Annotated in this window: 11 protein-coding genes; all 11 read right to left on the minus strand. The window is 48.7% G+C overall.

Going from position 1 to position 15,656, the window contains the following annotated elements:
* Positions 1-286: 286 nt before the first annotated feature.
* Positions 287-3,091, minus strand: a complete 2,805-nt coding sequence (locus NST45_RS12010; RefSeq protein WP_076141228.1) for a glycoside hydrolase family 2 TIM barrel-domain containing protein — start codon at positions 3,089-3,091, stop codon at positions 287-289.
* A 10-nt stretch (positions 3,092-3,101) separates the two neighbouring features.
* Positions 3,102-4,706, minus strand: coding sequence for a helix-turn-helix domain-containing protein (locus NST45_RS12015; protein WP_076141227.1), 1,605 nt, complete (start codon positions 4,704-4,706; stop codon positions 3,102-3,104).
* Entirely contained in the window at positions 4,706-6,496 is a 1,791-nt protein-coding gene (locus tag NST45_RS12020) for a sensor histidine kinase (protein WP_076099203.1), read from the minus strand. The genes NST45_RS12015 and NST45_RS12020 overlap by 1 nt, the downstream gene beginning before the upstream one ends.
* Before the next feature lie 103 nt (positions 6,497-6,599).
* Entirely contained in the window at positions 6,600-8,285 is a 1,686-nt protein-coding gene (locus NST45_RS12025) for a hypothetical protein (RefSeq protein WP_036677265.1), read from the minus strand.
* A 31-nt stretch (positions 8,286-8,316) separates the two neighbouring features.
* The gene (locus NST45_RS12030; protein ID WP_036677267.1) at positions 8,317-9,213 is read right to left on the minus strand and encodes a carbohydrate ABC transporter permease; all 897 of its coding nucleotides are present in this window, start codon (positions 9,211-9,213) and stop codon (positions 8,317-8,319) included.
* 6 nt (positions 9,214-9,219) lie between these two features.
* Positions 9,220-10,113, minus strand: a complete 894-nt coding sequence (locus NST45_RS12035; RefSeq protein WP_051490965.1) for an ABC transporter permease subunit — start codon at positions 10,111-10,113, stop codon at positions 9,220-9,222.
* A gap of 211 nt (positions 10,114-10,324) precedes the next feature.
* On the minus strand, positions 10,325-11,671 hold the full coding sequence (locus NST45_RS12040; RefSeq protein ID WP_036677270.1) for an LLM class flavin-dependent oxidoreductase: 1,347 nt from the start codon (positions 11,669-11,671) through the stop codon (positions 10,325-10,327).
* 75 nt (positions 11,672-11,746) lie between these two features.
* On the minus strand, positions 11,747-12,226 hold the full coding sequence (locus tag NST45_RS12045) for a DinB family protein (protein ID WP_036677271.1): 480 nt from the start codon (positions 12,224-12,226) through the stop codon (positions 11,747-11,749).
* Positions 12,226-13,398, minus strand: a complete 1,173-nt coding sequence (gene solA / locus NST45_RS12050) for an N-methyl-L-tryptophan oxidase (protein ID WP_076099206.1) — start codon at positions 13,396-13,398, stop codon at positions 12,226-12,228. The genes NST45_RS12045 and solA overlap by 1 nt, the downstream gene beginning before the upstream one ends.
* Positions 13,395-14,576 carry an amidohydrolase gene (locus tag NST45_RS12055; RefSeq protein ID WP_076099207.1) on the minus strand — a complete coding sequence of 394 codons (1,182 nt, stop codon included), beginning with the start codon at positions 14,574-14,576 and terminating at the stop codon, positions 13,395-13,397. The genes solA and NST45_RS12055 overlap by 4 nt, the downstream gene beginning before the upstream one ends.
* 53 nt (positions 14,577-14,629) lie before the next feature.
* Entirely contained in the window at positions 14,630-15,646 is a 1,017-nt protein-coding gene (locus NST45_RS12060; RefSeq protein WP_076099208.1) for an LLM class flavin-dependent oxidoreductase, read from the minus strand.
* Positions 15,647-15,656 lie beyond the last annotated feature (10 nt).

Raw genomic sequence — 15,656 nt, forward strand, 5'->3', positions numbered from 1 at the left:
TTGTTCAAAAGGCTGGAAATTAGCAAATAGTGTCATCTGAGTCCGAAACCCTCAGAGGCTCAGATAACGATGACACTGTTGAAGCTGGCGGCTACCAATAAACTAAAAGCAGCAAAAAACTAAGAGCAGCGAATCTCTCTTCATTAAGAGAATCGCTGCTCTTCAGTTTTTTACGATGCGACAGTCTGTTTTACTCAAGTGGAGAACGTAGTTTTCACTGTAGCCCCATTGGACTATTCATCCATATGAAATTTGACAGGTAACCTTAGCAATCGCCTGCCTCTGCCTATTGGATCAGCTCAAGAAGTTCTGCAACATTCGCCTTGTACTGTGGCTTGAAATCATCTGATTTCATATAACCCGCAAGACTGAATAAGAACTGTCTGCCTTCCGGCGTATCGCTAACCTTATCAGCATCCAATGCGCATATCAGCAGGTTGCCTGCTCCTACACTGCATTCCACTAGGAAACTCAGCTTATGATTGCGTTCAAAATTATCGATAGTCTGCACAACGGGATTCCAATCGCGGTCAGCTGCATCCATGATGAGCGATTTCGAATTCTCAACAATACTCCACCAGGGATAGGTAGAATATTCCTCGCTCGGGAACTCACGAAGCACCGGGTGCTTGTTATCAATCAACAGCCCCATAGTACCAATGGGTACTGGCCGGTTCATGCTCTCTGAGATCGAGCGGAACATTGGATAACACCAGAAATCTGTGCAGTAATAACCTTCAACGGCATTTTGGAGAGATTCCGGTTTCGGCATAAGCAGCACATTCTCACCTTGCTCCAGCAATGCAAGCGCATCATCAGACAGCTTGTCGAAGACATGGACACCTTCCAGCATGTTGCCACTCTTCACTGGATAAATCCACAGGTTGTAACTCTTACGGATATCTGTTCCCTGTATGGAGAGGGACAATACGATAGTACTCATACGGTCAACTTCAGGTAGTTTTATTGCCAGATCGCAGATATCGATATAATTCGTTCCTGCAGGTACGTCCACCTCGGTTGAACCTGCGGCGAGAATACCATTATCCGCGGTAAGCTCCCAATGCAATTCAAATGCACTCGGCATACCACTGCGGAAACAGCTCAGTTCAACATGGGCATCGAACGATTCACCAGAGACATAGTTATACTTAGGGAATCTTGCCAACAGAACGGCATCATTACAAAAAGTTCGCCAGTCCTCAGGACTTATCACTCCTTTGGAATCCATAAAGGCGTCGAGGACACCCACCAGCGCCGTTCCCTGGCCACTGAAATCCTGCAAATCAAGCAGTTGGAAGCCCGCAAGCCGCCGGGAGCGGAATGCCGCCTCAAGTTCCTCTTTGTAGCAAGCTACTGCCAGTTGCCCCGAGGATTCAAAATATTTGGCGGCCAAATGACCCAACCCTTTACTTTCCAGTCGTTCACGGAAAATTTTGAAATTCTCAGCTTTGAGCGGACCGTTGTATTTATCGATTTCCTCATAATTAGGATAGGTAGCATACTGTCCGATCTCATGCGAGATTACCGGAATGTGCGGTATCCATTCTGCGGAAGCGTCTCCAGCCTTCACCGTCTTGGCTTCCGTACCATACTGGATCTGAATCTCTCCGCCAGCGGCAGCTTCCATCCCCTCTCCGTTGAAGAAATCCTGAGGGACGATCTGATCGTCATAGTCTTTCATCGTGCCTGGCAGATCGATCTGGACATGACCTAATGGAGCATCACACATCGCATAGGAACCTCTGAACAGCCGATCTCTGGAGAAGCGCACGCCGCTGAAGAAATCGTCATGTTCCAGAATTTCTGGCACCCATTGGTGGTTATTGGACCCCTGTGTATAGAGAATCCGGTTATCAAATGCTTTATAGTCCTTTAGGAAGGAATCAATCTTGGCTTTGCTGCCCCATAGCTCGTTGCCAAGCGACATCATCACGAAGGAGGGGTGATTGCCAAAAGCCTGAAGTATGGCATAGCCTTCGCTGATCAGATAGTCCTGCTCCGCTTGATTATGTCCCTCGTCGGTTTCTTCTGTGATTGTTCCCCAGAATGGAAGCTCTGGTTGCATGTAGATACCGAGCATATCCGCTGCGGTGAAAGCAGCTTCCGGCGGACAGCAGGTATGAAAGCGATAATGATTGATGCCGTAAGACTTGGAGATGCCCAGGATTCTTACCCATTCCTCGACGTCAGTCGGGGCATAACCGGTTAGCGGGAAGATCAGGCCGTCATGTTTGCCGCGGAGGAAGGTTTTTTCTCCGTTGATTGTAAACTTATCGCCCTCTGCCCGGAATTCCTTCAATCCAAAAACGAGCTCCTGTCGGTCCGTTATATATCCATCGCTGTCTTTCAAAACAAGGTTTATGTTATAAAGATTGGGAGCGCCTTCACTCCAGAGCAGCGCGTCTTGACCAAGCTCATAGTTGACGGAAAAACTACCCGGTGAGACTGGGTACTCCCTCTCGTCCACAGCATGTGTATTGTCGCTGTTGAAGCTCTGAGCAGACACTGTAAGTATAGATTCGTTCCTGCTGTCCAAGGTTGCCGTGATTCGGACTGAGCGGGCTGAGAGATCCGGATCGAGCCGGATGCCGCTGAGCCGTGACTCACCATAGAACTGAAGCTCCATACGTCCGGTAATCCCGTTCCAGTTGGTCTGGGTATCCTGCGACGTTAAATGTCCACCTTTGGTTGGATAACCAGTATTGTCCACGCGTATGATGAGCGTATGATTCCCAGGTTGAAGCTGCGGCAACTCGTATATATGTGGGGTGTTCAGACTGTTACGGCTGCCTATTTCCTGATTGTCCAGCCATAGAGTCGTCAGCCTCGTGCGTTCCAAATATAGGAAGCAGACTTTGCCGGCTAGTTCTTCCGGAATGACGACCTCTTTTGAATACCAGACTTGCCCTTCAAACAAATACTCATCCGTTAATGCGCTTACTAAAACATCCTCGTTCTTCGAACCTTTGCGTGCGTAGGACGTTGTTCCCGGCAGTGTGATAACATCTGTAAAAGGCAATGTCAGTCCTTGATTTCCCTCATCCAATTGCAACTTCCATTCGCCTTTCAGGCTGATCTTTGTCTGCAAAATATCACTCCTAATAATGATAATCTCTGAACTCCTGAGGTGTAGTGCCGGTTGTTTTCTTAAAAAGGAAGGTAAAATAAGCCGCGGTTTGAAAGCCCACTTGCTCGGCAACCTCGTAGACCTTAATATTGGGGTCACGAAGTAGTTCCTTGGCTTTGTTCATACGCGCTTCCTGCACGAAGTCGGAAATCGTACGGCCCATTTCTTTCTTGAAGAGAACACTTAAATAGCTGTGATTCAAGTGAAACTGCTCAGCAAGCTGCTTTACAGTCATGTTCTCATGCAGATGCTCCTCCAGTTGGCGGGCGACCCGCTGGATAAGGTTATGCTGCTGAGCGACCTGCTCTCTTTGATTAAGCTTAGCATATTGCGCCAAATATTCCAGTACGACCTTCCTGACTTCATCTACGCCTGTACAGTCGATCAGCCGCTGCCACATGAGGATGTTCATCTCTGTATCCTTTTCATGTATACGCTTCAGTTTTCTGGCTAGTTCGCTAAGCAAACCCATTCCGAAAGCCTGCACATAGGAAAAGGATACAGGCTCTCGCGCAAGTAACACTTCGAAAGCATGATTGAAATATGCGGAAGCTTTATCGCTCTCTCCTCTGTCCAGTAGCTTAACGATTTCCGGAATGTATTCTTCACGCAACCGGAAATCATGATATTCATTCATCAAGTTCCGGTTGAAATAGAGGATTTGTCCGTAGCCGGCCAGCCTGGCACCGGTCATCATATGCCTTACTTCCTTATACAGCAACGGTATTTCCGTCCAGAACAAACACTCTCTGCTGATTCCGACCGAGACGGAGGCTTTATACTGCTCTCTTAGGATATCTTGGATAAACGCAAGCTGCTTCTCAAGTCTTGCCCGCATCAATGGCGTTGCGTTCAGCACAATGACGGCCAATTCATCCGCTCCTGTCTTCCCTATATAGGTACCGGAGAAGCCAGATAGACCAGTCTTAACGCAGTTCAATAGCCCTTCGCTAAGCAGGATCCGATCCTTGGCATCATGCGGATTATCTAGAAACCTGCGGTCATATCCGAACAGGAATAATGTTGCCTGCCATTCCCCATTAGGCAGATCCAGCAGACGCCGCCAGGATTCGAGCAGCTCATCACTGTGGATCCAGCCTTCGACCATATCTTTGACGAAACGTTCCTGCAGCACCTCATAGCTCTCTGTTACTTTCTCCCTAAGTACAGTGGTTTCCTGTTCAATCTGTTTTTTCTTCTCAACTACTTCTCTGAACGCAGCCAGTTTCATTTCGAGTTCTTCCGTCTTGATGGGCTTCAGAACGTAAGCTTTAGCTCCCAGATGTATAGCCTCCTGCACAAATTCAAACTCGTCATATCCACTGATCATCACAGTCTGTAAAGACTGGAGTAACGGATAATCCGCTCTGCATCTTGCGAGCAGTTCGATCCCTGTCATACCGGGCATCGAGACGTCAGCGATCAGCACATCCACAAGAGTTTCTCCTAGGATTGTTAGTGCTTCTTCACCAGATAATGCAGTTAACGGTTCCTCATACCCCAGAGCTTTCCAGCCAATATGACGAAGAAGCCCTTGAATCTGCATAGGCTCGTCGTCGACAATTAATGCCCGCATTAAGCTCCATCCCCCTTTTTTATCTCAGGACTTTCCTTGCAAACAGGGATATCAATGGTTACACAAGTCCATTCGTCTTCTACACTGTCAATCTCAAAGCCGCCCTCTGTGCCAAAATACAATGCAAGACGTTCACGGATATTGTTCATCCCGAATCCGTTTTGCGTACCCGTGTAGCTGCCGGTACGGATCTGTTCCAGCTTCTCACTGCCAATCCCTTTTCCATTATCAAAAATCTGAAACTGCACCGTATTCTCCACTCGTTTGATCGTAATTTGTATAAAAGCATGAGTTCTAGTTGTGATGCCCCCGTGCAGATAACAGTTCTCGACCGTAGGCTGTAGGATCAGCTTAATGCTGTACAAGTCAAGAACGTCAGGCTCTACCAGCCACTCTACGGATACCTGACCGGGATAACGCAGCTGCTGAATTTCGATATACGCCTTAAGATGCTCAATTTCGTCACGGATCAGCGTCACATTAACCCGGTTATTGAGTGCCAGCCGATAGAATGTCGTCAGCGCATCTATGGTTCGGATTTGCAATTCGTCCTGCTGATCTAATGCCCGCCAACGGATCAGACTTAGCGAATTATAAATGAAATGAGGGTTAATCTGTGCCTGCAACGCCCTGAATGATTGCTCCCGCTCTTTGAGCATGGCCTCTGTATGTTCTTCGACCAGTTTTCTCAAACGGCCAGACATGGAATTGAACAATACCTCAAGCTCACCCAGCTCATCGTTGTCACGGTTTCTCACTGTAACTTCGAAATAGCCCTGTGAGATATCTGTCATTCGGGTGCCCAGCTTGCGGATCCGCCAAATCACATTTTTAAGTACAATCATGATTAGAAAGATGGACAACAGCAGGAAAAATGCAATACCTGCTCCGATATAGTACATAATCCGCGTAGACTGCTCCTCCAGTCTGTCAAGATGCACAAGCGCGGCAACCGTCCAGCCAGACTTAATCTCCTGAGTGATCAGCATCATCCCGCTTTTTGTAGCCGATGTTTCCAACGAGTTATTCCAGTACTGACCTAAGGAGGATGAGGATAACCGGCTGCCAATTTCAGAGGGCTCCGAGGATGCAATAATTCGTTCGTTGTCGTCAACAATATACAATTCTCCGGCCCCTTCAAAAGGATGCTCGAACGATTCCATGAAGACACCGTTATAGTTCAGTAACAGGTACACAATCCCGTAAACATCTCCATATGCGTTCAGAATTTTATGGGATACTACTAGCTTAGTCCTGTCGTCCGCTGCATTAGTCCATACCAGATTGTCTGTTGTGCGAAGCATTTTCGTATACCATTCCCGCTCTCGAATTCCCGAAAGGCTCCGTTTTTCCGGCTTCCACAGAAGCCCTCCATCTTGCACTAGTGTATCGTTGGTATGATAGATCCGGAAATTCTCAATACCTGGCAAGTATTTACTGGTGAGCAGGAAGGAACGGTCCACATAATTGACCGTACCCAATTGTTCATCGATATCCGCATAGTCCCTGGCTAATCTAGAGATCAGCTCACCATCCGTAGCCGTCCGGGTAGCCAGCAGATCATAGCTTTGCTTCCTGAATTCAATACTCTGCGCACTTTGCCGAACGGCTTCCCTGATCGTCAGCATATAATTGGCCCGCACCGTATGTAGCATCATGTACCCTGCACCTGCAGCCAGCAGTACGGTGGGGAGAAATACAATTAGTCCGTAGAATAATACAATCTTACTCCTCAGGTTCATAGAACGGGTCATACGGATGATCCATTTCTCTATTTGTTGTTTAATCATAGATTCCCCCCATGAAGTGCAAAGGGAGCCCCCTCCAAGTGAGAGGTGCTCCATTAATTTTTTTATCGTTTAAGATCCGTGACTGAAAGAGCATCACGGTTGTCTATTGCAAGGCGGTTACTTCCTCCTTGTACGTATCCAGCCACTCCTGCTTGACTTCACTCCAGTGCCCACGCTTCTCTAGTGCTGCTTGGAAATCGCTCCAATTCTTCTCGAATTGCCCCTCGTCTTTGGCCATTAAAAGCTTGGCTCGATATTCCTTGCGGATATTTTCGATCTCCGGTGAATATTTCTCCCATGCGCCGCCCTGTTTCATCTGGAATAGATCATAAGGCTCTGCCACGCGGATAGTTCCCATTTTGCCGATAGCTTCTGTGAACTTAATTGTCTTAGCAGCTCCGGCTTTTCCTGCATCCTCTGTGTTCCACCATGGGTACCATTCATTGCTGTAAGAGGCAGTCATGTAAAGCTCCGGGGTGACTTTAGCTTTTTGTGCGGTGTCTCCGGAATTGCGGCTCGTCTTGTAGGTTTCGTCTGTGAATTTCCATTTGCCCAACGGTTGATCAATCCAATCCCAGTATAATCCCGCCGGTCCTTCATTAATGACCTGCTGCTGTTCGGGTTTCGGCTGCAAGGTATAATCGAAGAATTTCAGAATAGCTTCCAGATTTTTAGTTTTTTCACTAACATAGACATCATAGCCTGGATTCGGATTGGTAACCTGATTAATTCCGACTTTCTCTACACCATCCACTTTAGGAAAAGGGATCGCTTCGTAAAACCACCCTGGCTCTGTTGGGCCGTCCAATGTCTCCCAGGCTGAGGCAGGAATGTTCCAGAAGCTGCCGACATTGAAGGCAATACGACCTGATTTGTTCTTTTCTGTATACTGTTCTTTTTTGCTGGTAACGACCTCTGGATCGATCAACTTCTCCTGGTACATCTTGTTCATCCATTGATAAGCTGCTTTATAATTGGGATCGTCGTAAGCGAATACAAAATCATCGCCGCGTTTGTCAACGCCATTACCTGCTGTAGTCACCCCAAATGCTGTCAAAATTGCGTTTTCATCGCTCCAGCCCAGATTATCACTAGTGTCCATCAGGAATGATAGAGGAATCAGCGATTTGCCGGAAGCATCCTTCTCTTCTGCAGCTTTCCGAAGGAAGGTCTCAACTCCTTCTAACGTTGCTAAGTCCTCTTTGGTCATACCTGTTTTCTCCAGCACATCACTTCTGACAATCCAGGCTTGAGATGCCCAACCTGGCCACGGATCTTCCGGGTTTTGGTCAAACCAGGTAGGTATGGACCAGATATGGCCCTCATTATCCTTCATAAGTTCCAGATACTGCTTTGGAATAGACGCAAGTCCTGGATATTTGTCAGGCATGTCGAAATACTGCTCTAGCGGCATAAGCTGTTTCGACCGGTTCATCGCGCTTTTGACCGTTTCGTTTCGGCTGAAGATAGCTGCATCCTCAAAGCCGCCAGTGTTTATCTTCAAATTAAGTGCAGTCATCGCGTCGCCTTGAGTGGTTTCCAGCTTCACATTTACTCCAGGCTCCTGTTCACGCCAATATTTCTGGACCAAACTATCATTATTGATGGTTGCCGTCCATCCGAGCCAGAGATTAAAGGAAGTCGAGCCACTGGCGGGCTGGTTATTTGACGTTTCATTGTCACTTCCAGGCTTGTTCGCAGTATTCCCACCTGATCCGGAGCATCCGGCAATAGACATCAGTAAGGTTGCTGCAGCCAAGGCGACTAGACCCGTTTTTTTGATCATCATTGTTTAATTCCCCCTGTTCTATTATTGTAGATCAACCTTTTACTGACCCTACAAGAACTCCTTTCACAAAATATTTCTGCAGGAACGGATACACGCACAGGATGGGGATTGCACTCACCATAACGACTGCCATCTTAATCGACATCAGCGTAATATTCTGCATTTGTGAGCTCCTCGCCAAAGCTTCCTGGTTGGTATTCGAGCCAAGGACAGCGGATAAATCCTGAGCAGCGAGCAATTGCTGCAGGAAGGTCTGCACCGGAATCAGATTCTGCTTCGTGACGAAGAAAGCACCGGCGAACCAATCATTCCAGTGTCCCACTGCGGTAAACAGTCCCAGCGCTGCAAGCATAGGTTGAGAGAGTGGAATAATAATCTGAATCAGAGTACGAACAGGACCGGCTCCATCTAGTTCAGCGGATTCTACCAGAGCTTCAGGGATTCCCTGTATAAACTTCAGCATGACAAACATGTTCCAGACCGAGAACAGCCCGGGGAAAATATACACCCAGAACGTGTTGATAAGCCCGAGATTATTAAGCTGAATATAGAAAGGAACCAGTCCTCCACTGAATAACATGGTTAAAAGAATATAGCCTAGTATCGTGCTTCTTAAGGGAAGACCGCGGTAGGACAAGCCAAATGCCACCAGAAGTGTGACGATAAGTCCTGCGAATGTGCCAATGACTGTCCTAGCGATTGTAATTAGATAAGACTGCCGGATAATTTCATTTCCTAATACGATCTCATAATTTATTAATGTGAAATTCTTGGGCCATAGATACACGCCACCTTTGGCTGCACTTGCACCGTCATTCAGTGAGATTGCCAGCATGTACAGGAATGGATATAGTACAGACAAGCACAGACCGGCCAGTACTATGACGATGACGTATTGAGCTATTTTTTCACCTCTGCTGAGCTTCATATGCCATCACCATAATCCTTCACCATTTATTTTTCTGGATAACTGATTAGTCGAAACAACCAATATCAAGCTGATCACTGAGGATAACAGTCCTACTGCGGTCGCCATCCCAAAATATCCCTGCTGCAATCCGTTGCGGATGATATACGTATCCAGTACATCCGCGACCCCTTGATTAGCAGAATTCATCAGCGGATAAATCTGATCCATCCCTACTGAAATCAGGCTTGGGATACTCAGAATTAGCACAATCGATATTGTCGGTAGAATACCCGGGAAGGTGATATGCCGAATCTGGGCTAGCTTTCCTGCACCCTCTACTTTGGCGGACTCATACAATTGCGGATCAATCGTTGTGATCGCAGCCAGATAGAGAATCGTGTTCCAGCCGGTCTCTTTCCACAAGCCGCTTAATATAACCATGGGCCGGAACCACTCCGTGGAACCTAGAAAAAATACGGGATCACCACCTGCTTTCTCGATGAACTGATTGACCAGCCCACCATCCAAAGTCAGAAAAGACTGCAGGATGTAAGCGACTACAATCCATGAGAAAAAATGTGGCAAATAGCTGACCGATTGCACGAATCGTTTAAATACAGGCCGGGTTACCTCGTTAATCACCAGCGCCAGCAGAATCGGTGCCGGGAATCCGAAGATGAACTTAAGCACGGATATATATAACGTGTTTTTGACAACAGTTAAAAACTGGGGATCTTGCAGGAAAGAAAAGTTGTCTAATCCCACCCATACGCTATTCCAGATCGAGGTGCCAATCTGAAAGTCGCGGAAGGCGACCTGAATCCCTGCCATCGGAATATAGCTGAACAGAAATAGCAACAGAACTCCCGGAAGAATCATTAAATATTGCCATCGGTACTTGTAGAACTTAGCGTACAATTTACATCCCTCCTTGATATTTCTATCATAAGCTGCAGCGGGAACCCTGCCTATATAACAGTGATTGGTTATCTATTGCTCTGATTGGATATTTAAAGCGCTTACGTTGATAGACAAGCTCCGCGCGCACGCAAATAAACGCAGCCTTAAACGGCTGCGTTACATTTTTTATGACGAAAGCTAAATATTGAAATTCAAATTAATATTATTGTTAATGTATGGCTTTATGCCCTGCCGGTTGAGATGCCTTGGAATAGCGGTTCTCAGGCAATGGAATACCGAGATTTCCACGCAGGGTGCTACTTTCGTATTCAGTGCGGAACAGACCCCGCTCTTGCAGAATCGGCACTACCCGATCGACGAATTCCTCCAGTCCGTTAGGAACAGCAGCTGCGATCATAAATCCGTCTGCTCCTCCACCCTCAAACCAGGTTTGAATCTGATCCGCCACTTGCTCAGGTGTGCCAATAAAGCTGCTACGCGGGGTAGCGGATTGTAAGGCGACCTGTCTTAGTGTTAAGCCTCTCTCCTTCGCGTCCTTTTTGATTTTATCCGTGCCGCTCTGAAAACTATTGCGCCCCAACTCGCCAAGCTCAGGGAACGGTGCATCCAGCGGATATTGCGAGAAATCATGATGCTCGAAGAATCTGCCCAAATAGTTCAGTGCATTCTCAATCGTCACGAGACCAGCAACCTCCTGATATTTGCGCTCTGCTTCCTCTGGTGTGTCGCCAATGATTGGTGCAATGCCAGGAAAGATCAGCACCTCATTCGGATCCCGGTCAAATGAAGCTACCCGTGTCTTAACATCGCTATAGAATGCCTGGGCATCTTCTAGCGTTTCGTGGCCAGTGAAGATAGCATCCGCTTCCTTTGAGGCGTAATTTTTACCAACTTCTGAGGAACCTGCCTGAAACACGACTGGCTGCCCCTGCTTCGAACGAGCAATATTGAGCGGTCCCTTCACGGAGAAGAACTCACCTTGATGGTCCAGGGTATGCATTTTTTGCGGATCAAAGAATACACCTGATTCCTTGTCTCGGACAAACGCATCATCTTCCCAGGAATCCCATAATCCGCGCGTCACCTGCAAATATTCGGTAGCAATGCGGTAGCGCTTGCCATGGTCAGGATGCTCTTTTTTGCTGTAATTAGAGGCAGAGCCTTCCAGCGGTGAAGTCACCACATTCCAGCCGGCCCGGCCTCCGCTGATTACATCCAGTGAGCCGAATTGACGCGCGACAGTAAACGGTTCACTGTAGGAGGTGGACAGGGTACCAACCAGACCGATGTTGGTGCTGACGGCGGCGAGTGCGCTAAGGATGGTCAGCGGCTCAAACCGGTTAAGGAAATGCGGAATGGACTTTTCATTAATGTACAAACCGTCTGCGATGAAGATCAGATCCAGCTTGCCTTCTTCTGCCTTCTGTACCCACGCTTTGTATAATTCAAAGTTTACACTTGCATCCGGCTTAGCATCAGAATGGCGCCACATCGACGTGCTGCCTCCTACTCCATGCAGCAGTGCGCCTAGCTTCAGTTGTTTTGGTTTGGTCATGTTCATTCCTCCTAAAAGTTTTGTGAGCATACGATTCCCAGGTTTTACTTTGTGCAAAACTCACTTTATAAGCATTTATTGCACGAACGATGCATTGGCAGCGCCCTGCTTGATTCGCTCGATCTGGCCAAGATGCCTTTCCACATGTGCGGTGAAGCTATGGACGATATCGGAAATTTTCACGATCTCCCCCTTGAAGTTAATCCCGCTTTTCTCCCAATCCTCTGCGCTGAGCCGTTCAAACAATAGACTGTTATAATAAAGCAGGCTGCGGAACAACTCCAGGCTATCGGAAGCATAACCACTGTTGGCGTACTGGCCGCTGACCCAAGCGTCCTGATTGAAGACTGGCAGCTGCGCAGTTGTAGCAGCGAGAATATCACGGATGCGGAACGAAACCACAATGCTGTGATCAGCTAGATGAGCCAGCACCTCAGTGACACTCCAACTTGTTGGTTCCGCCTTCCATTTCAGCTGTTCCTCTGTTAACCCTGCAGTTGCATGCACCAGCTGGTTGTAAGTACTTAAAAAATTACTGATTTGAACTTTGCTCATTAAATCCCCTCCAATATAAAGCCTGCTTGCGAATGATCAGGTGCAAAACGTGATAACGAAAAAGGTTGGATGTTGTGGTTGGTAGCTCCACTTGTCGCCATATCAGCAAGTATTTCACCTACAACACTAGAAAATTTAAAACCATGCCCTGAGAACCCTCCGGCTACCAGCACATTGGAGTGGAGCGGATGGCGGTCAATAATGAAATCTTCATCAGGCGTATGCTCATATTTGCATACAGAACCTTTAAGTAATCGGCCAGCTGCACCCGGCATATAAGACTCCAGTACTCTACGAAGGTCTTGCTCATCGCTGGCTTCACTGCCAAAGGGAGCAAGTAGTGTGCCTGGTTTCCATTCCAGCCCCGTATCGTGCCGGCCGATCTTCAGACCGGTTCCATCAATGCTGGGAAAGCCATAATAGCCACCTTCCTCAGCCCCTAGCGTGAAGCCAGGGAAGTTACCGGCTGCAAAAGCAGGTGAGCTCTCAAACCAGCCCACAACTTTGCGGATCGCCTTGATTGGCAAATGCACAAAAGGCGCCAACGCACCAAACCAGGCTCCGGCACTAAGGATAGCTGACGCTCCGTGATAATCGCCGTTTGTTGTATGAACTGTCACACTGCCTTCGCGGGCGGTGATGTTTACTACCGAAGTGTTCGTCAACAGCTCCGCACCCTGTCCAAGGGCAAGCTGGCGGTAGGCGGAGATACAGCGCTCGCTGTACAAATACCCGGCATCTGGTTCATACATTGCTGCGAATGTTTCTGGAATGTTCAATCCCGGCCAGCGCCGCCGGATCTCTCCGGCATCCAGATGCTGAACCTGCACCTTCCGTTTCTTCGCTTCCGCGAGACGACCGCTGAAGGAATACACTGCACTATCTGCTAGATTCAATACGCCCGAGCGGACAAGCAGTTCTATTCCGCTCAACTGCTCGGCTTCTTTCCATAAACGATCTGCCCGCAGAGCCAAATCAATGTAAGCGGGATCACCACTGTAAGCGTGCCGGATCAGCCGGGTTTCCCCGTGATGGCTTCCCTGTGTATGTGGAGGATTAAAGGCATCAATTAGCAGCGTCTTCACTCCGCGCCTCGCAAGATAGTAACCGGCGCTCATGCCCATCGAGCCTGCGCCGACGATAATTACATCGTAACTGTTATGTTCAGCTATAATTCTGCACCTCCATCGGGACTGTACTGCACTAGGGAACGAACAGCTACATCCGCAAGGAAACGTGCTGCCACAGGGAGTGCACGTTCATTCAGATTGAAGGCCGGATGATGCCATTCCTGGCTTCCTTCAGTGCCTACAAAAACGAACAGTCCGGGTACCACGCGCTGATAGAAGGCGAAATCCTCTCCAGCCAGAGAAAGCTCTGGCTGAATCGCTCGGTAACCAAGAGCTTCGACCGATTCAACTCCAAGCGCTGCTAGGGAGGGGTCGTTGATAACCGGAGGTGGCCCTTCTATCCAGCGAACGGTAGCTTCTGCTCCAAGAGCCGCTGCTACACCGACCGCCACTTCCTGAAACCGGTTCAGCACTTTGCTGCGCACCGTTTCATCAAAGGTGCGGATCGTCCCTTCAAGCACGGCTTTTTCGGGGATAATGTTCCATGAATTGCCGCTGTGAATCTGCGTCACACTGACCACCGCACTCTGCAGTGGGCTGACATTGCGACTTACAATGGACTGGAATGCCGTCACAATATGCGAAGCCGCTACAATCGGGTCTATGCCAGCTTCCGGAACGGCAGCATGAGAACTGCCACCCTGCACTTCAATCACAAACCCGTCAGCTGCTGCCATTAAAGGACCACCCTTAATACCGATGGTTCCGACTGGCAGGTCTGGCTTGTTATGCAGCCCGATCACTGCCCGGACGTCTTCTAGTGCCCCGCTAGCAATGATTCGCTGTGCACCCTGCGCCTTCTCCTCCGCTGGTTGGAATAACAGGCGCACCGTTCCCTGTAATTGCTGCTCTCGCTGTTTCAATTGAAAGGCGGCACCAATCAAGGCAGCCGTATGGAAATCATGCCCGCAGGCATGCATTTTGCCGGGATATAATGAAGCAAAGGATACTCCGCTTTCCTCCTGGATTGGCAAGGCATCAATATCTGCGCGCAGTGCGATGACCGAACCAGGCTTTTTGCCGCCAATCTCTGCGATCACGCCGGTAGACAGACCGTATTCTACGATCCTGACTCCTGCCCGCTCCAGCAGGGAAATAATATATTCTGTTGTGCCATATTCTTCATTGGACAGTTCCGGGTGCCGGTGCAGATGACGGCGTATCCCGATTAATTCTTCTTCAAGCGCTTCCGCACTCAACTCTTTAGCTTTACTTGTCATATACAGTCACCCTCCTTTACACGATTTCCTGTGTGATACCGAGCCCGCCCGCTTTATGCCTCTGCAGCCACTTCAGCGATTGCTTCGCTCAGTAGCTCAAAGGATCGGAGCCGTTTGTCAAAGGGCTGTACATTCGTCGTTATGATGAACTCCTCGACACCGGATGCCTCTGAAAGTTCCAACAACTGTTCACGGACAGATGATTTTGTTCCCTTGGTAATCTCCGATTCCAGCTCTTCAATCGTGTAGGCTTCATTGCTCTGGCGGGCAAATTCCTCCGCCTGTTCCAAGGTCCCTACTGTCAGCTTCTTCCCGCTCGCCAGTTGAATCCGGATCAGCTTATGCGCACCTGCCAGTTCTTTCGCTCCCTCCTCAGTCTCAGCCACCACTAACGCTAAAGCGATAATCGCTTGCGGTTGTCTGCCCTGTGAAGAAGCGAAACCGCTGCGGTAAGCACGAATGGCATCCAGCGCTACCGCCTTATCGCTGTTAATAAACAGGGAGAATACGTACGGTAACCCCAGTTCAGCGGCAATTTCCGCGCTGCTTACACTCGCGCCAAGGACATACAGCTCGGGAGGAATACCAGGAAGGGGACCTGCCTTCAACCCTGCCAGCGGATGGTTTTCTTCGAGGCGGTTATGTACATACTTTTCCAGCTCGATGATTTTGCCCGTAAGGTCTGGGGTTTCAGCTTTTCCCTGCTGTAGTGCCTGTGTGCTGCGTGGGAGTCCACCGGGAGCACGTCCCACACCGAGATCCACTCGTCCAGGAGCCAGTGTAGACAGCACATTGAAGTTCTCCGCTACCTTATACGGGCTGTAATGCTGGAGCATGATTCCACCGGAGCCAATGCGGATTCGCTCTGTTTTAGCCAGAAGATGTGAGATAAGTACTTCCGGGGAAGAGCCGGCTACCTGCTCGGAGTCATGATGCTCTGAAACCCAGAACCGGTGGAATCCAAGCTCTTCGGACAATTGTGCCAGCTTGATCGTATGCTGGAATGCTTCCTCCGGCGTTTCTCCCGGATAGATCGGACTTTGATCAAGTACGCTGATTGTAATAGCCATTGTTTTTCCT

The sequence above is a fragment of the Paenibacillus sp. FSL R7-0163 genome (assembly GCF_037969975.1).
Taxonomy (GTDB): Bacteria; Bacillota; Bacilli; order Paenibacillales; family Paenibacillaceae; genus Paenibacillus_AQ; species Paenibacillus_AQ odorifer.